Source organism: Lacinutrix venerupis (genome assembly GCF_001971745.1).
Taxonomy (GTDB): Bacteria; Bacteroidota; Bacteroidia; order Flavobacteriales; family Flavobacteriaceae; genus Lacinutrix; species Lacinutrix venerupis.
In genome coordinates, this window is the sequence record NZ_CP019352.1 from 2,192,361 (window position 1) to 2,214,763 (window position 22,403).

Here is a 22,403-nt window from a genome sequence, read left to right on the forward strand (position 1 = left end):
ATTTATTTATTAAAATTAATAATAAATTTAGAGCCTTCATCAACAGTACTCTCTACTGTTATTTTTCCTCCCAAAGATTCTATTTGTAATTTCGTAATAAATAAACCTACACCTTTAGCTTCGGGATGTCTATGAAACACTTTATTTAAACCAAATATTTTGTGCTTATGTCTATTTAGATTAATACCTAAGCCGTTGTCTTTAATTTCCAACACAACGTGATTATCTATTAGTTTAGTACTTAAATGTATTTTTGGGGCTCTATCTTTTGCTTTATATTTAATAGCGTTTTCCACTAAATTAAGAAAAATACTTTCAAAATAAATTTTATTATAAGAAATTTTATTTATTTCTTTAAAATCACTTGTAATTTCAGCTTCGGTTTCAATAATTTGAGCTGCTAATAACTCATTCGTCTTTTTTAAAGTTTCAGAAAAATCAACAGAACTTAAACTGGCTTTTTCTTTTTTTATTTTTAGAGCACTTACAAGCGTGTTTAATGTATCTGTTAAATGAGTTATAACCTTTTGAAACTTTTTAAAAACATCTTGTTTATCTTCCTCTTTATCAAACATATAATACATATCTAATAAAGAATTAAGATTACTAACAGGAGCTCTTAAATTATGTGATGTTATATGCGCAAAATCTGCTAATTGAGCATTTTGAGTTTTTAATTTCTTAGCAAGTAACTCTAAATTTTCTTTAGAGTTTCTAATATTACGTTCTACCTGTTTTTGCTTAGTTATATCCCTAATTGCAGAAGATACTAAAAAACCTTCGTCTGTTTCTAATGGACTTAAGCTTACTTGTATAGGAAATTCTTTTCCGCATTTTTTTAAACCTATTAACTCTCGATTATCTCCCATTGCAATAGACTTTGGGTCTGCAAAATAAGCATCTCTATATACTTTAAAATTTTCTATTATACGTTTTGGGAGCAACAACTCTATTCTCTCGCCTTTTAATTCTGAAGCCGTATAACCAAATAAATTTTCGGCCTGTTTATTTATAAGATGAATGCGTTTTTGGTCGTTTAGAATAATCATCGCATCTGGAGCAGATTCTAAAAGTCCTTTAAACTTATTTTCTGCCATTTTTTGACTCGTAATATCTTGCGTTGCACCAATTATTTCTACAATCTCTCCATTTTCGTCTTTAATCACTCGACCTAAAACTCTTAGTGTTTTAATAGCTCCACTTGGTGTTATAACTCTATGTATTAATTCATTTGAAAATTCTTTTTCTTCAAATGTTTTTTGCATATGCTTTTGCATACCATCTCGATCGTCTGGATGCGTTATATCTAATAGTGTGTGAGGTGAAACATCAACAGAACCTTTAGTATATTCCATAATATCGTACAAATTATCGGACCATACGATTTTGTTAGATACTACATTCCAGTTCCAATGACCTGTTTTTGTAATTCTTTCAGAAAAATTTAATAAATCATTTTGTCTTAACAGCGAATATTCCACATCTTTTATATGCGTTATATCTTGATAACTTCCTATTATTGACGCAACTTCTCCATCATCGTCTGTAAAAACTTTACCTAATACTTGTACTATTTTTGCCTTTCCTTTTTCAGAGATTATTTTATGTATTAATTCACCATCAAATTTTTTATTTTCTATAGAGTTTTTAATATGCAATTGTATTTTTTCTACATCTTCAGGATATGCATAATCTATAAATTTTTCAATTGTTATAATGTCTTCATTTTGCTCACGATCCATTATATCATACAAACCAGAAGACCATATTACTTGGTTGGTTTTAAAATCCCATTGCCAATTACCAATTTTATTTACTTTTTCAGCAAAGTTTAAAAGCTCATTTTTATGGTTTAGTTCTTTTTCTGCCTTTTTTATGTGATTTATATCTTGAAAAACCCCAAACAACCTAACACATTTTCCTTTAACAAATTCTGCTTGACCTATATCTCTAATCCAAATCTCTTCTCCTTCTTCATTGATCACCTCCAACTCTATATCAAATGGCTTACCTGTTTTAATTAAATTATAAATTGCATCTATAATTTTTTGCCTACTTACACCTTCTTTATAGAAGTGTAAACTATCCTTACTATGTATTGTATAATCTTTAGGTAGTTTTAAAATTTTTTCAGAAACATTACAAAAAGTTAATAAATCGGTTTCTATATCCAGCTCCCAAGTACCAATTCTTGCTACATCACTAGTCCTTTTTAAAATTTCCTCTATTCTTTGTTTGGCTAATGCTTGTTCTTTTACACTTGTTATATCTCTTGTATACATTAACAAACCACCTATTGTATTATCTTCCAAATACCATGGCCTTATGTCCCAAGAGAGCCATTGCACACTTCCATTTTCTCTAAAAAATGGCGCTTCGTCACGCGTATCTATATCACCATTTAAACATCTTTGGTGTTTTGCTTTCCATTCATCACCAATTTCTGGAAAAACTTCGTAATGCGATTTACCAATAATATCTATATCTTCTTTACCGTAATCTTTTTTCCATCTTTTTGAAACAGCAATATATCTCATGTCTTTATCCAACATTGCTAATGATGGTGGAGCTTGTTCAATGAAAATTTTATTAAATTGCTCTTTAACCTCTAAATCTTCTTTAAGCCTTTTTAACTCTACTAAATTGTTTCTAATTTCCTCCTTAGTCTTTTTTAGTGCACTGTTTGAATCTTTTAGAGCATCATTTTTAGCAATCATTTCTCTAATAGCTGGCACTAATAAATAGAAAAATCCTAAGCCCAATAGCAGTATCGCAACTGCCATTAAATTATAAAAATTATTTTGTAACTTTTTTAGGTTTTCTTCTGCAATATATTGGTACTCAAACACTATCAAATCCATAGTGTCTAAAAATACATCTTCCGCCTCAACTAGCTTGGATACCTCATCATTAATTAACTCTGTTTCTGCAGAATTTAAAATTAAGTTACTTGAAGATATTATTTTTTTAAGATTAGTATCTACAATACTAAAAAGCGAATCGAGTTTTTTACTATTATGTAATTTTTTATAATAGTCAACCAAATAAACATGAGATTGATCAAATTCCTTTATAAGCTTATTAACTACTAAAGAATCTCTTTTTCTTATATTTAAAGAACTAAAATTATTATTGTATGCTAGAACTTGCTTTACAATATTTTGACTTAACATACGTTGCTTACCAGACCTATTTATAATATAAGCATCATCTTTTTGAATAGTAATATGCCTCTGTACCGTAAAAAACAGTAAAGAAAACAATACAATTGATATAGATGTAAATATTATATATCTACGTCTAATTTTTTTCTTGAGGCTATCCATTAATAAAAATAAAAATTTTATAAAAAATTTAAGAAATAAAAATAAAACTTAATTAATTCATTTTCAAAAAAATAGTACATTAAAAGACAAAAAAACTAAGCTTACTTATTTAGAAATACTAGACAGGACAAAAAGTCAGTTTCTACAAGCAAAAACAGGTCATTTTGTCGCTTTACGTCTAGTTTTTCGGTATGGTAAGATAATTGCCTTTTATGCTGAAAAACATAACAACAATTAATTAAGATATATACATATGAATTTTAATAATTATACAATAAAATCTCAAGAAGCTATACAGCAAGCGCAACAGCTTGCTCAAAGCTATGGGCATCAACAAATTGAAAACGAACATATTTTTAAATCAATTTTTGAAGTAGACGAAAATGTATTACCATTTATTTTAAAGAAAATGAATGTTAATATTCCAATGCTAAAACAAATTTTAGATAAACAAATTGAAAGTTTTTCAAAAGTTACAGGAGGAGAATTAAGCATATCGCGTGAAGCCTCTAAAGCTTTAAATGAAGCGTCTATTATCGCAAAAGATATGAACGATGAGTTTGTTTCTATAGAACATTTAATTTTAGCAATTTTTAAGTCTAACAGCAAAATTGCTCAGGTATTAAAAGATCAAGGTGTTACAGAAAAAAACTTAAAAGCAAGCATAAACGAGTTAAGACAAGGAAATCGTGTAACATCTCAAAGTCAAGAGGACACTTACAACTCTTTAAACAAATATGCTAAAAACTTAAACCAGTTAGCTAAAGATGGGAAATTAGATCCTGTAATTGGACGCGATGAAGAAATTAGAAGAATTCTTCAAATTTTATCTCGTAGAACAAAAAACAATCCAATTTTAGTAGGAGAACCAGGAACCGGAAAAACCGCAATTGCCGAAGGTTTAGCACATAGAATTGTAGATGGAGACATTCCAGAAAACTTAGTAGATAAGCAAATATTTGCATTAGATATGGGAGCTCTTATTGCAGGAGCTAAATTTAAAGGTGAGTTTGAAGAGCGCTTAAAAGCAGTAATAAAAGAAGTAACAAACAGCAATGGCGATATTGTTTTGTTTATAGACGAAATACACACACTTGTAGGTGCTGGCGGCGGACAAGGCGCTATGGATGCAGCTAACATTTTAAAACCTGCACTAGCCAGAGGCGAGTTACGCGCAATTGGAGCAACCACTTTAGACGAGTACCAAAAGTATTTTGAAAAAGACAAAGCACTAGAACGTCGTTTTCAAAAAGTAATGGTAGACGAACCAGATACAGAAAGTGCCATATCTATTTTACGAGGTATTAAAGAAAAATACGAAACACACCATAAAGTACGTATAAAAGATGAAGCCATTATTGGTGCTGTAGAATTATCTACACGCTATATTACTAATCGTTTTTTACCAGATAAAGCTATAGACTTAATGGATGAAGCAGCTTCTAAATTGCGCATGGAAATAAATTCTAAACCAGAAGAATTAGATGTTTTAGACCGAAAAGTCATGCAGTTAGAAATTGAAATAGAAGCCATTAAACGCGAAAAAGATGAAGTAAAATTAAAATCTTTACGCAGTGACTTAGCAAATTTAAAAGAAGAACGAAACGAAATTAATGCTAAATGGAAAAGTGAAAAAGAACTTGTTGATAATATTCAAAACACAAAACAAGATATTGAAAACTTTAAAATTGAAGCAGAAAAAGCGGAGCGTGAAGGTAATTACGGTAAAGTAGCAGAGCTTAGATACGGCAAAATTAAAGAAGCTCAAGAAGCTCTTGAAAAATTACAAGCCGAATTAAAAACACAGTCTGAAACATCCTTAATAAAAGAAGAAGTTACCTACGAGGACATTGCAGAAGTTGTTGCAAAATGGACAGGTATTCCTCTTACCAAAATGCTGCAAAGTGATAGAGAAAAACTCTTAAAACTTGAAGATGAGTTACATAAACGTGTTGTAGGTCAAGAAGAAGCTATAACAGCTGTAAGTGATGCTGTACGCCGTAGTAGAGCCGGTTTGCAAAACCCACAAAAACCAATTGGAACCTTTTTATTTTTAGGAACTACTGGTGTTGGTAAAACAGAACTCGCTAAAGCTTTAGCAGAGTATTTATTTGATGACGAAAGCGCATTAACACGTATAGATATGAGTGAGTACCAAGAGCGTCATGCTGTAAGTAGACTTGTTGGTGCACCTCCAGGATATGTAGGCTATGATGAAGGTGGACAACTTACAGAGGCCGTAAGAAGAAAACCATACTCTGTAGTTTTATTGGATGAAATTGAAAAAGCACATCCAGACACTTTTAATATTCTATTACAAGTTTTAGACGAAGGACATTTAACCGATAATAAAGGTCGTACTGCAGATTTTAAAAACACAATTATAATTATGACCTCTAATATGGGAAGTCAAATTATACAAGAACGTTTTGACACCGTTAAAGATTTAGATACTGCAATGGAATCTGCCAAAATAGATGTATTAGGCTTATTAAAACAATCTGTAAGACCAGAGTTTTTAAATAGAATTGATGATACCATTCTATTTACACCTTTAACTAAAGAAAATATTAATAAAATTGTTAGCCTTCAATTAAAGAGCATTACAAAAATGATTGCTAAACAAGGTATTACATTTGATGCCACACAAGAAGCAATCGAATATTTATCTGAAAAAGGATACGAACCAGAATTTGGCGCAAGACCAGTAAAAAGAGTTATACAAAAAGAAGTTTTAAATGCTTTAAGTAAAGAAATTCTTTCTGGAAAAGTTACAACAGATAGTGTAATATTATTAGATGCTTTTGACAAAAAATTAGTGTTTAGAAATCAAGGCGATTTAGTATCTGATGCACTTTAAATTAAGTGAAGTTTAACTTAAAATCATAAAGTATTGTTAAACATAAAATAAACAAAACTATAGCACGTTTTCATAATAATGGTTAGTTAGTTAGTTTGAAAAAGCAACAAGAGACATATAATGTTAATTGTTGCTTTTTTATTTTTTTATAATTTAAATTTTAGCAATTTATTTCTTCCATTTATAAACAAAATCTTACAAATATTACATTTAAACTGCATTTTTAATCAAAAAATAGATGTATTGTATTAATATTTAGAAAATAATGTTCCTTTTTTGTATCTTATAAAATTAAGACTAGCTACTAATATTATGGGAATGTTTAAATATTACAATCTACCGCACGCAGAAGTATTTATTTTTGACGATTTCCTAATTAAACAAGTTAAAGAAGGCGAACTTGTTTCTTACAAAGAAACAGAAACATTTAAAGAACTTTTAGACATACATTTTAAAAATAAAAAAGTGGCGTACATTTCTAATAGAGTACATTCTTTTTCTATAAATCCTATGGTGTATAAAGAAGCTGAAAAAATCCCTAACCTAATTGCTGTTGCAATAATTCCTGGGAGCGAAAGTATGCGATCTAATGCAGAGTTTGAAAAGCAATTTTACCATAAACCTTATGGAATTTTCGACAATCTTACAGATGCTATTGCTTGGGTAAAAACTATATTCGACAAAGAAAAAGTTAACAATAAAAAAATAATATAATTTTAAAGTTGTAAAGCTTTAGCTGAATTGTTAATTGCTTTTTTAAATAACTCAGGTGTTATTTCTGCTTTCCATAGAGAAACAATTTCCTCTAACTTTTCTTTACCTTCTTTAGAATTTACAATTTCCGGAAAAGCGGTTTCAAAAACTTCTAACATAACATGTACCGCTGTTGATGCTCCTGGAGATGCACCAAGTAAACATGTTATACTACCATCTTTACTTTTTACCACTTCAGTACCAAACTGAAGTTTCCCTCTTTCAAAATCATCTTTTTTAATAATTTGAACTCGTTGTCCGGCTACTAATATTTCCCAATCTTCACTTTTTGCATTTTTTATAAACTTACGTAAATCGTTCATTCTGTCTTCGTGAGATGCTGTAACCTGCTCTATTAAATATTTTGTAAGTGGTAAGTTATCCCAAAACGCATTTAACATAGGCTTTACATTATCTCCTTTTATAGATTTAAATAAATCTAAAAATGAGCCTTGTTTTAAAAATTTAGGACTAAATCCTGCAAAAGGACCAAATATTAACTGTTTTTCTCCATCAATAAAACGAGTATCTAAATGCGGTGTAGACATTGGCGGATCTTTAGGTCCTGCTTTACTATATACTTTAGCGTGATGTTTATTTATTATGTCTTTATTTTTACACACCAGCCACTCACCACTTACAGGAAAACCTCCATAACCTTCTTTTTCTTCTATCTCAACTTTTTGCAACAATAGTAAACTTCCTCCTCCAGCACCAATAAAAACATGTTCTGCATCAAGAAATTGTTTCTTTTTAGTTTTAGTATTTTCCACAATTACAGACCACTCTACCGTATCATCTGGATCAATATCTAAAACCTCTTCATTACATTGTACTTTAGTATTGTATTTAGTTTCTAAAATATGGAAAAGTTTTTGAGTTAAAGCTCCAAAATTCATCTCTACACCACATTCAATCCTTGTCGCAGCCATAACCTCATCTTCACTCCTATTTGCAGCTATTAATGGAAACCATTCTTTCATTTTCTCTAAAGCATCTGTAAACTCTATGCTTTCAAACATAAAATTAGTTCTTAAGGCTTCAAATCTTTTCTTTAAAAAACTTACATTCTCCTCTCCTGTTACCCAACTATGATGCGGAATGGAATTAATAAACTCTCTTGGACTATCTAATAAATTTTCTTCAACTAAATAACTCCAAAATTGTTTAGACAATTCAAACTGCGTACAAATACTATATGCTTTCGTACAATCTACTGTGTTTCCTTTTTCTGGTGTATAGTTTAATTCACAAAGTGCAGAATGTCCTGTTCCCGCATTATTCCAAGCAGCAGAACTCTCTAATGCTACATTATCTAAACGTTCTAGAATTAAAATATTAAGTTCTGGTTTAACAAGCTTTGTTAACAAGGCTAATGTTGCCGTCATTATTCCTGCGCCTACACATATTAAATCATAATCTTTATTTACATCTGTTTGTTTTAAACTCATTCCGTTAATTTTAGGCTAAATATAAAATATTAATTAGAAAGATAAATTCATTTTAATACCTTTAAAATTCTAAACAATTCAACTCTATAGTCATGAAAAAGTTAATTATTTTATTATCCATTTTTACAACATTTTCCTGTTTAAAAGCTCAAAATAATAATGAGGATGATAAAAAAATTACTACCACAACGTATTACATTGTTAGGCATGCAGAAAAAGATAATAAGCCTGCAAACAATCCTAAATTATTACCTGAAGGAAAATTAAGAGCTTTAAATTATGCTAAGTATTTTAAAAATATAGAGTTGGATGCCATTTACTCTACAGATTTTACACGCACAAAAAATACTGCATTACCTACTGCAAAATCTAAAAATTTAAAAACTATAATTTATAACGCTTTTGAAATAGACTATAACAAATTTAAAGATGAAACTAAAGGCAAAACCATATTTATAGTTGGGCATAGTAACACTATTTCAGATTTCGCAAACAATATTATAGGCACTAAAGAATATAACGAAATTGATGAAACTGTTTATAATAATATGTATATTGTTAGTATTACAGATAAAAAAATAAACCATCAACTTAAAACTATAGATTAAATTAATACCATTAATTTTTTTAGCTTTGCCTCAACATGCAAAAAAAAATAAACATACTTAATAAAAAAGCTAAATTTCAATACGAAATATTAGATAAATATACTGCTGGAATAGTTTTAACAGGAACAGAGATTAAATCTATTAGAGATAGTAAAGCATCAATCGCCGAAAGTTTTTGTGAATTTAACGAACAAAGTGAATTATTTGTTATTAACATGACTATTCAAGAATATGTTTATGGTAATTATTACAATCACGCACCAAAAGCAGAACGCAAACTTTTATTAAATAGAAAAGAACTAAAAAAACTAGAAAAAGAAGTTGCTAATTCTGGTTTAACAATTATACCATTACGATTATTTATAAACGAAAGAGGTTTTGCCAAACTAGACATTGCTTTAGCTAAAGGTAAAAAACTTTATGATAAACGTGAGACTATTAAAGACCGTGACAATAAACGTGATTTAGCACGCATTAAAAAAGATTTTAATAATTAAATACAATGTTGGTACTTTTAAAAAAAAATCTGTTAGCTGTTGCATTATGCTTAATTACAACACAAGTAATTGGACAAGAAAACAAGAATTTTAAAAGGTTTTATTTAAAGTTCCAACCGTCGTTACATTTTAATGCACCAAACGATCTTTTAAATATTGAAACTTTAAACCTCTTAAAACAAGATTTCGATATTAAGATTACTAATGCATATAGCTTATCGAACACACAAATAGAGGCTTTAGAAAAGCAATCTAAAAGCAATCACACTTTAAAAAACACGTTTAAAATAGAAGCTTTTTTAGATGACGAAGCTTCAAAAAAAGTACTAAACAAACTTCAAAAACTATCAGGTTTAATTTATGCTTACCAAGCAAACACAACGCCTATAAAACCTCCTCATGATATAGCACCTACAACCAGTAATTTCGAAAATAACCAAGGTTATATAGAAACTAATCCTGGACTAAATGTAAGACACGCATGGAATAATGGTGTAAATGGCGCAGGCGTAAATATTAGAACGGTAGAGTATGGTATAAATACAAATCATGAAGATTTAGACCACACTAATGCTTTTTTAGCACCAAATACAACAATAAATTCTAGCGCTACAGTAGCTTATACCGAACATGGTACAAAAGTAGCCGGAGCTATTTTTGCAGATAATGGCATTTACGGTGTAAGTGGTTTAGCTCACGGTGCAAATGAATATATATTGTATCCAGAATGGACAGAAGAATATGGATATAATCGCGTTTTAGCAGTTTCTAATGCCATTGCAAATTCCAGTGCAGGAGATATTATTATTTACGAGATGCAAACTACAGGTCAAAATGGAGAATATGTCCTTGCCGAATATTCGCAAGCCATTTGGGATCTTACTAAAGCAGCTACAGATGCAGGTATTGTAATTGTTGCTGCCGCAGGAAATGGTGGCGAAAATTTAGATGATGTTTTTTATAATAGTTATAACGCCAGAGGAGACAGTGGAGCAATAATTGTTGGTGCAGGGTCATCTAACACAGCCCATAATAAATTAAGCTTTTCTACTTATGGCTCTCGTGTTAATATTCAAGCTTGGGGACAAAACGTATATACAACAGGACAAGGCTCTTGCAATATTGTTATAGGTAACGATTTTAATCAAACTTACAGCAGTTGTTTTAACGGCACAAGTTCTGCAACAGCTCTTGCTGGTGGCTTTACAGCTGTTTTACAATCATACAACTTTGCTTTAACAGGAAGCTATTTAACATCTCAAGAATTAAGAAATTTAATAGTTACCACAGGAATCCCTCAAGGCTCTGGTGGTAACATTGGACCTTTTCCTAATATGGAGGCTGCAATGCTTGCTCTAGAAAATACGCTTAGTGTAAAAACAGAAAACTCTTTAGTTTTTAATATGTATCCAAATCCTTCAAAAGGCATATTAAATATTAATTTAAAAAATGCTAATAACGCAACTAGTTTAAAAATTCACAATGTATTAGCACAGCAGGTTTTTTCTAAAAAATTAAACAGAAAAAACAATACAATATCTCTTAAAAATTTATCTAAAGGATTGTATTTAGTCACTTTAGAAAACGAAAATACAATCACTACAAAAAAGTTAGTAATTAATTAAAGTTACGTTAAATCTAAAATTTTAATTATTAAATTTATTTAAGTTTGGTTTTACGCAGGCAACCTTTTTATTAAAAAGAGCGTCTATACTAATAGAAACATAAACCAACTTATGAAAAAAAAATTACTCCTATTTTTTACAGCTATTACTTCAGTATTTACTTACGCTCAAATTACTGGAAACGTAACATCTAATACTAATGAAACACTACCTTTTGTTAACGTTTATATAAACGACACGTATATAGGTACAACTACAAACGAAGACGGAAACTATACATTAGACATTAATAAAACAGGTAATTATACCATTGTTTTTCAATATTTAGGTTTTAAAACTCTTAAAAAAACAGTTAATATCTTAAAACTTCCATTTGTTTTAAATGCTAAACTTATAGAGGAAAATATTTCTTTAAGCGAAGTTGTTATTAATTCTGAAGAAAATCCAGCCAATCAAATAATAAGAAATACGATTGCCAAACGTAAAGATGTTTTAGAAAAATTAAATGAATATAAAGCAGACTTTTATTCTCGTGGACTTATAAAAATTAAAGATGCTCCTAAAACAATTTTTGGACAAGAAGTTGACGATATGCTAGATACAGAATTAGACTCAACAAGAAGCGGCATAATTTATTTATCTGAAACCATTTCTAAAATCGAATACCAAAAACCAAAACGATTAAAAGAGAAAATTTTAGCCTCAAAAGTAAGTGGTGATGCTAGCGGTTTTAGTTTTAACAACGCTACAGACGTAAATTATAATTTTTACAATAATACAATAGAACTTGGCAATACCGCCATCTCTCCTATTGCAGATTACGCCTTTAATTATTATAAGTATAAATTAGAAGGCACCTTTTACGATGATAAAAACAACCTTATAAATAAAATATTAATTACACCTAAAAGAGACAATGATGCCGCATTCTCTGGTTATATTTATATTGTAGAAGACCAATGGTTAATTTATGCAACAGATGTAACAATTACTGGTAAACGCACAGGAATTCCTCCTATAGATTTATTAACCTTAAAACAAACGTTTTCTTATTCAGATACAGATAATATTTGGGCATTAATTTCTCAAACCATAGATTTTAAATATGGCCTTTTAGGCTTTAAAGGAGAAGGTAAGTTTACCGCAGTATATAGTAATTATGATTTTACACCAGAATTTGATGCTAAACACTTTACAAGAGAAATTCTTTCTTTCGAAGAAAATTCTAATAAAAAAGATTCTCTTTTTTGGGAAGAAAAACGTCCTGTTCCTTTAACTACCGAAGAATCTACAGATTATCTAAAAAAAGACAGCATTCAATTAGTTAAAGAATCTAAACCATATTTAGATTCTATAGATAATAAAAACAACAAATTTAGATTAGGAAATATACTTGGTGGATATAGTTACCAAAACTCACATAAAAATTATCGTTTTAGTGTAGATTCTCCTATTAAAAAAATAACTTTTAATACCGTACAAGGCTGGAATGCAACTTTAGGCATGCAATACACCAAAAATTACGACGAGTACAAACGTTACTTTAGTATTTCTGGAGATGTTAATTATGGTGAAGCAGACGATCGCTTACGCGGAACCATATATGCTCGTTATAGATTTAACCGTATAAACAAACGTTTTATCTCACTTTCTGGAGGAGTTAAAACAGAACAATTTAATAGTCTTAACCCTATCTCTAATACAGAGAATTTAGTTAGCACATTATTGTTTGAAGATAACTATATGAAGCTTTATGATAAAAGCTTTGTACAAGGTCAATTTTACCAAGAATTATTTAATGGCTTTACATTAAATTCTAGCTTAGCTTTCGAGCGCAGAAAAGCACTTTTTAACAACTCCGATTATGTATTGGTAAATGAAGTTAGAGATAGCTACACTAGCAATAATCCTTTAAACGAAACAGATTATATTACTCAACCTTTTAACACACACAACATTGCGAAGTTAAATATAAACACAACTATTAACTTTGCTCAAGATTATTTAAGCTATCCAGATGGCAAATACAATATCCCAAACAGAAAATACCCAACACTGTATTTAGCATACGAAAAAGGATTTGCTGCAACTAACTCTAATTACAATTTCGACCAATTTAAAGCGCGATTAAGACAGAGAATAGATTTAGGAAACAAAGGAGAATTTGAGTATGATGCACAAGGTGGTGTTTTTTCAAATGCAAATAATATAGCCTTTATGGATTATAAACATTTTAACGGCAACCAAACCAATGTAAAACTTGATGGCTCTTACTTAACTTCATTTAAAAACTTGCCATATTATACTTTAAGCACTAATAATAATTATGCCGAAATTCATGCCGAACAACGTTTTAATGGTTACATTTTAAACAAAATACCACTATTAAATAAACTTAATTTTAATCTTATTTTAGGAGCAAAAGCAGCATTTACTCAAGATAACAAACCTTATTCTGAATATTCTATTGGTGTAGATAATATCGGGTTTGGTAAATATCGCTTTTTACGTGTAGATTATGTACGTTCTTACCAAAGCGGCTTTTTAAACGATGCTGTTATGTTTGGAATTAGCTTTTAAGCCATTTATTTAAAAACAATAAATGCTACAAGTAGCTACATCTAATTTGTTAAAAATAATTATTAACTTAAGCAGTAATAATTAAAACTCCTCAATTATGGACAAAATAGATTTTAGCAGCTTAAAAGTAGTTTATGTTAATTGTACACTTAAAAAATCGCCACAAGAGAGCCATACTAAAATGTTAATAGCGGTTTCTAAAGCCATTATGGCAAAAGAAAATGTTCAAATTGATGAAATTAGATTAATCGATCATCAGGTTGCAAGCGGTGTTTATCCTGATATGACAGAATACGGATGGGATGTTGATGAATGGCCCGAATTATCAAAAAGAATTTTAAACGCAGATATCCTAATTGTTGGTACTCCAATTTGGTTAGGAGAAAAGTCTTCTGAAGCCCAAAAACTAATTGAAAGACTTTATGCAATGAGCGGTCAAACCAACGATAAAGGTCAATATATTTATTATGGTAAAGTTGGTGGTTGCATAGTTACTGGTAATGAAGATGGTATAAAACATTGCGCAATGGGAATACTATATTCTCTGCAACACGTAGGTTATTCTATACCACCACAAGCAGACTGCGGATGGATAGGAAAAGTTGGGCCTGGACCAAGTTATGGAGATAAAGAATGGAAAGGTAAAAAACTAGATAAACCAGTTGGTTTTGATAGTGATTTTACCAATAGAAATACCACATTTATGACTTATAACTTACTCCATTTAGCATTAATGCTAAAAAATAATAACGGTTACCCAAGTTACGGTAATTCAAGAGAAGAATGGGATGATGGAAAACGTTGGAAATTTGATAATCCAGAATATAGATAAAGTTTAGTATTCCTTTTACAATAAAATATGTTTGACGAAAACAAACCTAAAATAAAACTCCAAAAAGACCAAACACAAAAAGTATTAGAAATTATAGTATTAATTTGTGTTATCTTTTGTTTTATATATCCTGCAATTTACTATTCTGCACTACCAAAACAAGTTCCGATGCATTTTAACTATAAAGGCGAAGTTAATAGTTATGGAGGTAAAGATTCTTTATTTGTATTAGCTATTATTGGAGCTTTAACCTCTTTTGCATTATTTAAACTTAATCAATATCCTCATATTTTTAATTATCCTATAAAAATAACAAAAGAAAATGCAGAGAAACAATATAAAGAGTCAGTAAAAATGATTACCTATATGAATGTATTAATTGCAATACTATTTGTTATTACAAGTTATCAAATAGTAAATATCGCATTAAACAACGGCAATCAATTTGGAATTTGGAGCGAATATTTAATATACACCATTGTTGCTACCCTAACCTTTTGGCCTTTAATTTTTGTATTATTAAAAGTTTTTAGAAGAAATTAAATATTAGTTTTTATCTTCAAGCAATGGCACAAACCTAAACTCGCCAAACTCAGTTTTATCAAATTCCATTACTCCTTTTCTAACAAAAAGCGTCATGGTTTGCACATTATCACCTACTGGTATTACTAAACGACCACCAATTTCTAACTGTGCTAACAATGGTTTTGGAACAAAAGGAGCACCAGCAGTTACAATAATACTTTTAAAAGGTGCCTGCTCCTGTAAACCTTTATAACCATCACCAAAAACAAACTTTTTAGCTCTATAACCTAATTTTGGCAAAAATTTACTCGTTTTTTTAAACAACTCCTGTTGTCTTTCTATAGTATAAACCTTTGCACCCAAGTCGCACAAAACAGCCGTTTGGTAACCGCTTCCTGTTCCTATTTCTAGCACCTTATCTCCTTTTTCTATTTGCATTAATTCCGTTTGGAAAGCCACGGTATAAGGTTGAGATATTGTTTGGTCTGCTGCAATAGGAAATGCCTTATCTTGGTATGCATGATCTAAAAAACCAGAATCCATAAACAAATGCCTTGGTATTTTTCCAATGGCATTTAAAACTGTTTTATCAGTTATACCTTTACCAATTAAAACATTAACTAATTGTTGTCTAAGGCCTTGATGTTTAAAAGTATCTCGCAAAATTATGGGTAGTTTAGAATGCTAAAATTAATAAAAGATATGTCGTTTTAAAAGCAAAAATTAAATTTTAATTTTAATAATAAAAGCAATTAAAAATTCAATCAATTTTGCGAAATTCGTAGCTAAATATCTTATTTTTGAAAAAAACGTAAACAGAATGCTAAACGCTGGAGTTTTAGGTGCTGGACACCTTGGAAAAATACATTTAAGATTACTTAATCAATCTAACAAATATAATCTCGTTGGTTTCTACGATTCGAGTGAAGAAAATGGTAAAAAAGTTGAAGCCGAATTTGGTTACAAATACTTTAATTCCATTGAAGCCTTAATAGATGCTGTAGATATGGTAGATATTGTAACACCTACATTATCTCATTACGAGTGTGCTAGGCAAGCCATTGCAAAAGGCAAACATATTTTTATAGAAAAACCAATAACCAATACCGTAGAAGAGGCAGAAACTTTAAGAACCTTAGTTGCCGAGCATGGTGTAAAAGGTCAAGTTGGGCACGTAGAAAGATTTAATCCTGCTTTTATTGCTATAAAGCATCAATTAGACAGCCCTATGTTTATAGAAGCACATCGTCTTGCAGAATTTAATCCTCGCGGCACAGATGTTCCTGTAGTGTTAGATTTAATGATTCATGATATAGATGTTATTTTAAGTGTTGTACAATCTAAAGTAAAAAGCGTATCTGCAAGTGGCGTATCTGTAATTAGTGATACTCCAGATATAGCAAACGCAAGAATAGAGTTTGTAAACGGTTGTGTTGCCAATTTAACAGCAAGTAGAATCTCTTTAAAAAATATGCGTAAAACACGTTTCTTTCAAAAAGACGCATACATTTCTGTAGATTTTTTAGAGAAAAAATGCGAGGTTGTAAAGATGAAAGATGCACCAAAAACACCTGGAGATTTTGATATGATTCTTCAAAATGCCGAAGGTGTTAAAAAGCAAATTTATTTTGATAATCCCGAAGTATCATCAAACAATGCCATTTTAGATGAACTTGAAAGTTTTGCTGATGCTATAAACACTAATACAAAGCCAGTAGTTACACTTCACGATGGAACAGAAGCATTACGTGTAGCAACAATGATTATCGATCAATTTTAGAAAAACATTATTATACAATAAATAACAATTTAAACAGTAGGTCTAAAAACTGTTTAGATTAAAATTATAAAAACAAATAAAATATAAATGAAAAACATAGCAGTAATTGGAGCAGGAACAATGGGAAACGGTATTGCTCATACCTTTGCACAATCTGGTTTTAAAGTACAATTAATAGATATTAGCGAAAAATCGTTAATAAAAGGAGTAGCAACTATTACTAAAAATTTAGATAGAATGCTCTCTAAAGAAAAAATATCAGAATCTGATAAAATTGAAACCTTAGGTAATATTACAACCTATACAAACATTAAAGAAGGTGTTAAAAATTCAGATTTAGTAGTTGAAGCAGCAACAGAAAATATAGATTTAAAACTTAATATTTTTAAACAATTAGACGATGTTTGTCCAGAAAACACAATTTTAGCTACAAACACATCATCAATCTCAATTACACAAATTGCAGCTGTAACATCTAGACCAGAAATGGTAATTGGTATGCATTTTATGAATCCTGTACCAATTATGAAACTGGTAGAAATTATTCGTGGCTATAATACAAGTGATGCTGTTACAAACACCATTATGGAATTATCTAAAACTTTAGGTAAAACACCTACAGAAGTAAATGATTACCCAGGATTTGTAGCCAATCGTATTTTAATGCCAATGCTTAACGAATCTATAGAAACACTATATAATGGAGTAGCTGGTGTTGAAGAAATAGATACGGTAATGAAATTAGGAATGGCACACCCAATGGGACCATTACAATTAGCAGATTTTATTGGTTTAGACGTTTGTTTATCAATATTAAACGTTATGTACGATGGCTTTAAAAACCCTAAATATGCACCTTGCCCATTATTAGTAAATATGGTTCGTGCAGGTAAATTAGGTGTAAAATCTGGTGAAGGTTTTTATGATTATTCAGAATCTAGAAAAGCCGAAAAAGTTGCTAAGCAATTTTTAAAATAAATTATAATAGTAGTTTTTAGTTAAGTAAACTTATAATTTAACTAAATACTACTATTACGTTTGTAATCTAAATTTATGGCAAAAGTAGTTCCGTTTAAAGCAGTAAAACCAACACGAGATAAAGTAAGCCTTGTAGCATCACGCTCGTACCAGAGTTATACGCAAGCAGAACGCGAAGCACGTTTAGATTATAATCCATTTTCTTTTTTACATATTGTAAATCCAGGCTATAAATATGCTAAAGAGATTTCTGGAGAGGCACGTTACCAATTAGTAAAAAACAGATATTTAGAATTTAAAGAAGATGGTATTTTTGTACAAGACAAGAAACCATCTTTTTACATTTATAAAATTGTAGATCGTGACAATCAAGAATTTAACGGCATTGTTGCTGCTGCTAGTGTAGAAGACTACTTAAACGATGTTATTAAAAAACACGAAGATACTATTGCTACACGCGAAACCGTATTTAAAGACTATTTAAAAACCGTAGGTTTTAATGCAGAACCTGTACTCCTAACCTATCCTGATAATAGTGAAATTTCAACTATTACAAATAAAATTCAGGAACAACGTGCAGAATTTGAATTTACAACAACATATCGCGATACACATTACTTATGGCAAATAGATAATGAAGCACATGTAAAAACAATTACAGCTGCTTTTGCAAAAATGGAAACACTTTATATTGCAGATGGGCACCATCGTTCATCTTCTTCAAATTTACTTTGTAAAGATTTAAAGGCAGAAAATAAAAACCATCAAGGTAACGAAACTTATAATTTTTTTATGAGTTTTCTTATTCCAGAATCCGAGCTTAAAATCCATGAATTTAATAGACTTGTAAAAGATTTAAATGGTTTTACTAAAGAAGAATTTTTAATTAAGCTAGATGCAATATATCGTATTGAAAACCGAGGTATCATGCCTTACAAACCTTCTAAACCTCATCATTTTAGCATGTATTTAGATGGTGAATTTTACTCGCTCTACTTAAGAAAAACAAATTATAGCTTTGAAACATCTTTAGACGAATTAGACGCGCAACTGCTTTACCAAACTATATTAAAACCTATTCTTGGAATTTACGATTTAAGAAATGATAATAGAATAGATTATTTAAGTGGAAAAAAAGAAATTGTAAATCTAAAAAGCAAAATAGATAGTGGCGAGTTTAAAGTTGGTTTTGGTATGGTTCCTGCAACCATTGAGCAAATGAAAAAAATTGCAGACGATGGTCTTAAAATGCCACCAAAAAGCACCTATATTGAACCAAAATTAAGAAGTGGTGTAACCATTTATGAATTTTAATAAAACTATGAAAAAACACCATATTTCTTTTTGTATTATATTTTTAATAAGTTTAGAATGTTTTGCTTTCCAGAACGAATCTAGTACTATACAAAATACCATAATAAAAAATGGAGTTGGTCTTGGCTCTGTAATTGCTGTAGTTACTTCATGGGAAAGAAACAAATCTATTTTATTTGCAATAATTCATGGCCTTTTTAGTTGGCTTTATGTTATCTATTATGCAATTACTAGAAAAGAAAAAGAATGAGTATACAAAACAACCTTAACAATATAAAACAATCACTTCCAGAACACGTAACATTAGTAGCTGTTTCTAAAACAAAACCTATTAGTGATTTAATGGAAGCTTACAATATTGGACAACGCATTTTTGGAGAAAACAAAATCCAAGAAATGGTTGAAAAATATAAAGAAATGCCAAAAGACATTAAATGGCACATGATTGGACATGTACAACGTAATAAAGTTAAATACATGGCTGAGTTTGTAAGTTTAATTCATGGTGTAGAAAGCTTTAAACTATTAAAAGAAATTAATAAGCAAGCAAAAAAACATGATAGAGTTATAGATTGTTTGCTTCAAATTAAAATAGCCGAAGAAGATTCTAAATTTGGAATGACTCCACAAGACGCTTCAACTATTTTACAATCGGAAGAATTTTCAACTTTAAAAAATATTAAAATTACTGGTGTTATGGGTATGGCAACCTTTACTAATAACACGCTTCAAATTGAAAAAGAATTCAAACTATTAAAAACAGTTTTTGACGAATTAAAATTATTAAATTCTACTAATTGTAAATTAGAAACAATCTCAATGGGAATGAGTGGAGATTACAATTTAGCTATTGAATGTGGAAGTACAATGGTTCGCGTTGGAAGTAGTATATTTGGCAGCAGAAACTATAATTAATCACTATAATAAAAACTGCAAAACAATTTTACTAAAATAAAGTAGATTATTTTACAACACTAATAAATACAAGCAACTTTTAACTTATTTGTACGCAATACTAGACATAGAAACCACTGGCGGTAAATATAATGAAGAAGGCATTACTGAAATTGCTATTTATAAATTTGATGGACACGAGATTGTAGACCAATTTATAAGCTTAGTAAATCCGGAAAGAGAAATACAGCCTTTTGTAGTTAACCTTACAGGAATTAACAGTAATATGTTAAAAAATGCGCCTAAATTTTATGAGGTTGCAAAACGAATTGTAGAAATCACCGAAGGTTGCGTTATAGTTGCACATAATGCCCAGTTTGATAATAGAATATTAACTACAGAATTTAGGCGTTTAGGTTTTGATTTTAATAAAGAAACACTTTGTACCGTAGAATTAGCAAAAACACTTATTCCAGATTTACCATCTTATAGCTTAGGGAAATTAGTACGTTCTTTAGGAATACCGGTTACAGATAGGCATAGAGCCTCTGGAGATGCTTTAGCTACTGTAAAACTTTTTAAACTCTTATTAAGCAAAGACGTAGAAAAAACAATAATTAAAACATTTTTACGTAAACACACACAAAAACAATTAGAGCCAAAACTAGTAGATATTATTGCCCAAACACCTTCGATTACTGGTGTATATTATATACATAATAAAGATGGCAATATTATATATATTGGGAAAAGTAAGAATATAAAAAAGCGTATTAATCAGCATTTTACAGGTACTAATAGAAAATCTAAAAAAATTCAATTACAGGTAGCAACTGTAACTTACGATGCTACAGGTAGTGAGTTAATTGCGCTATTAAAAGAAAGCCATGAGATAAAAAAAAATAAACCTATATTTAATAGAGGTTTAAGAAAAAATGTTTTCTCTCACGCTTTATATACTACTTTAGATAATAACGGTTATATAAATTTAAAAATTGATGTAGCCGATGGACGAAAAAGACCTATAACAACATTTAGTAACAAGCAAAGTGCTAAAGACTTTTTACATCAAGCCACAGAAAAATACAGTTTATGCCTAAAGCTAACAGGTTTAGAAAAAACTTTAAGTAGCTGTTTTAGGTATGAATTAAAAGAATGTGATGGTGCTTGTGTAAATGAAGAAAACACTAAATTATATAACAATCGTGTTAATGAGTTTATATCTAAATATAGCTACAAAGACCAAGACATGATTATTATAGATAAAGGTCGAAATGTTAACGAACGTAGTGCAATTTTAATTGAAAATGGAATATTTAAAGGCTATGGTTTTTACGATTTAAATTACCAATTAAATAATAAAGACATTTTAAAATCTATTATTATTCCAATGGAAAACAATAAACACACGCAACACATAATACAAAGTTACTTAAGAAAAAATAAGCGTCTTAAAATTCTTAAATTAGATTCTGAGCTAAGGAAATAATCTTTTTAGTATTTTTGATTTATGGGTAAAACAAATAAAAACAATTTAAAAAATAAACTCCACGAGATTATTTACGAAGCAGACACTCCTGCTGGTAAACTTTTTGATATTGTTTTACTTATTTTTATTCTAACAAGTATCGCTCTAGTAATGTTAGAGAGTGTTAGTTGGATTGATGACAAATACCACGATATTTTATATATAGGAGAATGGATAGTTACTATCTTATTTTCTATAGAATATATTGCTAGAATTATTACAGTAAATAAGCCTAAAAAATATATTCTTAGTTTTTATGGAATTATAGATCTTTTATCTACAATACCAATGTACTTATCTATTTTTGTTGTTGGAAGTAACGCATTAGTTGCATTAAGAGCTTTACGTCTATTAAGAATATTTAGAGTATTAAAACTGGCACGTTATCTTGGTGCTTCTAACCATTTAAGTTCTGCCATAAAAGCCAGTCGTGCAAAAATATCTGTTTTTTTATTTGCAGTATTAATTGCATCCATAATTTTTGGAACCTTAATGTATTTGGTAGAAGGAGAAGAGCATGGCTTTTCTAATATTCCAAAAAGTGTGTATTGGTGCATTGTAACACTTACAACTGTAGGCTTTGGAGACATTGCTCCACAAACACCTTTAGGCCAATTAATAGCAACTATAATTATGATTATGGGTTATGGTATTATTGCTGTTCCTACAGGAATTGTTTCGGCAGAATATACCAAAAACGCAAACAAAAATGATATTGACAAGGATAGTAAAGCAGAGAAAATTCACTTAAACTCTCAAACGTGTCAAAATTGTTTATCAACAAAACATAAAGATGAGGCCGAGTACTGCTATAATTGCGGCCATAACTTACACATAGAATAGTCATCACTT

At 29.9% G+C, this 22,403-nt stretch carries 18 protein-coding genes; 15 read left to right on the forward strand and 3 right to left on the reverse strand.

The window, feature by feature from the left end:
* Window positions 1-2: 2 nt before the first annotated feature.
* Window positions 3-3,326, reverse strand: a complete 3,324-nt coding sequence (locus BWR22_RS09935) for a PAS domain S-box protein (RefSeq protein ID WP_083678279.1) — start codon at window positions 3,324-3,326, stop codon at window positions 3-5.
* 253 nt (window positions 3,327-3,579) lie between these two features.
* On the opposite strand from BWR22_RS09935, the gene clpB reads away from it, so the two are divergent.
* Both clpB and BWR22_RS09945 read left to right on the forward strand, forming a co-directional pair.
* Window positions 3,580-6,186, forward strand: coding sequence for an ATP-dependent chaperone ClpB (clpB, locus tag BWR22_RS09940; protein ID WP_076733523.1), 2,607 nt, complete (start codon window positions 3,580-3,582; stop codon window positions 6,184-6,186).
* A gap of 318 nt (window positions 6,187-6,504) precedes the next feature.
* On the forward strand, window positions 6,505-6,900 hold the full coding sequence (locus BWR22_RS09945) for a hypothetical protein (RefSeq protein WP_241828203.1): 396 nt from the start codon (window positions 6,505-6,507) through the stop codon (window positions 6,898-6,900).
* A gap of 2 nt (window positions 6,901-6,902) precedes the next feature.
* Here BWR22_RS09945 and mqo read toward each other — a convergent pair whose 3' ends face one another.
* On the reverse strand, window positions 6,903-8,390 hold the full coding sequence (gene mqo / locus BWR22_RS09950; protein WP_076733525.1) for a malate dehydrogenase (quinone): 1,488 nt from the start codon (window positions 8,388-8,390) through the stop codon (window positions 6,903-6,905).
* 92 nt (window positions 8,391-8,482) lie between these two features.
* Between mqo and BWR22_RS09955 the strand changes: the two genes are divergently transcribed.
* The 6 genes from BWR22_RS09955 to BWR22_RS09980 all read left to right on the forward strand — a co-directional run bounded on the left by BWR22_RS09955 (window position 8,483) and on the right by BWR22_RS09980 (window position 15,075).
* Window positions 8,483-8,998 carry a phosphoglycerate mutase family protein gene (locus BWR22_RS09955; protein ID WP_076733526.1) on the forward strand — a complete coding sequence of 172 codons (516 nt, stop codon included), beginning with the start codon at window positions 8,483-8,485 and terminating at the stop codon, window positions 8,996-8,998.
* Between the two features lie 35 nt (window positions 8,999-9,033).
* Complete coding sequence (smpB, locus tag BWR22_RS09960; RefSeq protein ID WP_076733527.1) at window positions 9,034-9,495, forward strand: SsrA-binding protein SmpB; 462 nt, start codon at window positions 9,034-9,036, stop codon at window positions 9,493-9,495.
* A gap of 5 nt (window positions 9,496-9,500) precedes the next feature.
* The gene (locus BWR22_RS09965; protein ID WP_076733528.1) at window positions 9,501-11,120 is read left to right on the forward strand and encodes a S8/S53 family peptidase; all 1,620 of its coding nucleotides are present in this window, start codon (window positions 9,501-9,503) and stop codon (window positions 11,118-11,120) included.
* 111 nt (window positions 11,121-11,231) lie between these two features.
* Entirely contained in the window at window positions 11,232-13,700 is a 2,469-nt protein-coding gene (locus BWR22_RS09970) for a DUF5686 and carboxypeptidase regulatory-like domain-containing protein (RefSeq protein WP_076733529.1), read from the forward strand.
* A 97-nt stretch (window positions 13,701-13,797) separates the two neighbouring features.
* Window positions 13,798-14,532, forward strand: a complete 735-nt coding sequence (locus tag BWR22_RS09975; protein WP_076733530.1) for a flavodoxin family protein — start codon at window positions 13,798-13,800, stop codon at window positions 14,530-14,532.
* A gap of 27 nt (window positions 14,533-14,559) precedes the next feature.
* On the forward strand, window positions 14,560-15,075 hold the full coding sequence (locus tag BWR22_RS09980; protein ID WP_076733531.1) for a DUF1648 domain-containing protein: 516 nt from the start codon (window positions 14,560-14,562) through the stop codon (window positions 15,073-15,075).
* A 3-nt stretch (window positions 15,076-15,078) separates the two neighbouring features.
* Here BWR22_RS09980 and BWR22_RS09985 read toward each other — a convergent pair whose 3' ends face one another.
* Window positions 15,079-15,720 carry a protein-L-isoaspartate(D-aspartate) O-methyltransferase gene (locus tag BWR22_RS09985; RefSeq protein WP_076733532.1) on the reverse strand — a complete coding sequence of 214 codons (642 nt, stop codon included), beginning with the start codon at window positions 15,718-15,720 and terminating at the stop codon, window positions 15,079-15,081.
* A gap of 157 nt (window positions 15,721-15,877) precedes the next feature.
* Here BWR22_RS09985 and BWR22_RS09990 point away from each other — a divergent pair, with 157 nt between their 5' ends.
* From BWR22_RS09990 to BWR22_RS10020, 7 genes are all read left to right on the forward strand, one after another.
* Window positions 15,878-16,837: a Gfo/Idh/MocA family protein gene (locus BWR22_RS09990; protein WP_076733533.1), complete on the forward strand. Its 960-nt coding sequence runs from the start codon at window positions 15,878-15,880 to the stop codon at window positions 16,835-16,837.
* 87 nt (window positions 16,838-16,924) lie between these two features.
* Window positions 16,925-17,815 (forward strand): 3-hydroxyacyl-CoA dehydrogenase family protein, encoded by an 891-nt coding sequence (locus tag BWR22_RS09995; RefSeq protein ID WP_076733534.1) that lies wholly within the window; start codon window positions 16,925-16,927, stop codon window positions 17,813-17,815.
* A 75-nt stretch (window positions 17,816-17,890) separates the two neighbouring features.
* Window positions 17,891-19,129 (forward strand): DUF1015 domain-containing protein, encoded by a 1,239-nt coding sequence (locus tag BWR22_RS10000; RefSeq protein ID WP_076733535.1) that lies wholly within the window; start codon window positions 17,891-17,893, stop codon window positions 19,127-19,129.
* A 7-nt stretch (window positions 19,130-19,136) separates the two neighbouring features.
* Complete coding sequence (locus BWR22_RS10005; protein WP_076734410.1) at window positions 19,137-19,379, forward strand: hypothetical protein; 243 nt, start codon at window positions 19,137-19,139, stop codon at window positions 19,377-19,379.
* Window positions 19,376-20,044 (forward strand): YggS family pyridoxal phosphate-dependent enzyme, encoded by a 669-nt coding sequence (locus BWR22_RS10010; RefSeq protein ID WP_076733536.1) that lies wholly within the window; start codon window positions 19,376-19,378, stop codon window positions 20,042-20,044. Before BWR22_RS10005 ends, BWR22_RS10010 begins: the two co-directional genes overlap by 4 nt.
* Window positions 20,045-20,132: 88 nt before the next feature.
* A complete protein-coding gene (locus BWR22_RS10015; RefSeq protein ID WP_076733537.1) occupies window positions 20,133-21,512 on the forward strand; it encodes an exonuclease domain-containing protein in 1,380 nt (459 codons plus the stop codon).
* A gap of 21 nt (window positions 21,513-21,533) precedes the next feature.
* Window positions 21,534-22,394 (forward strand): ion transporter, encoded by an 861-nt coding sequence (locus BWR22_RS10020; RefSeq protein WP_076733538.1) that lies wholly within the window; start codon window positions 21,534-21,536, stop codon window positions 22,392-22,394.
* The last annotated feature ends 9 nt before the right edge of the window (window positions 22,395-22,403 follow it).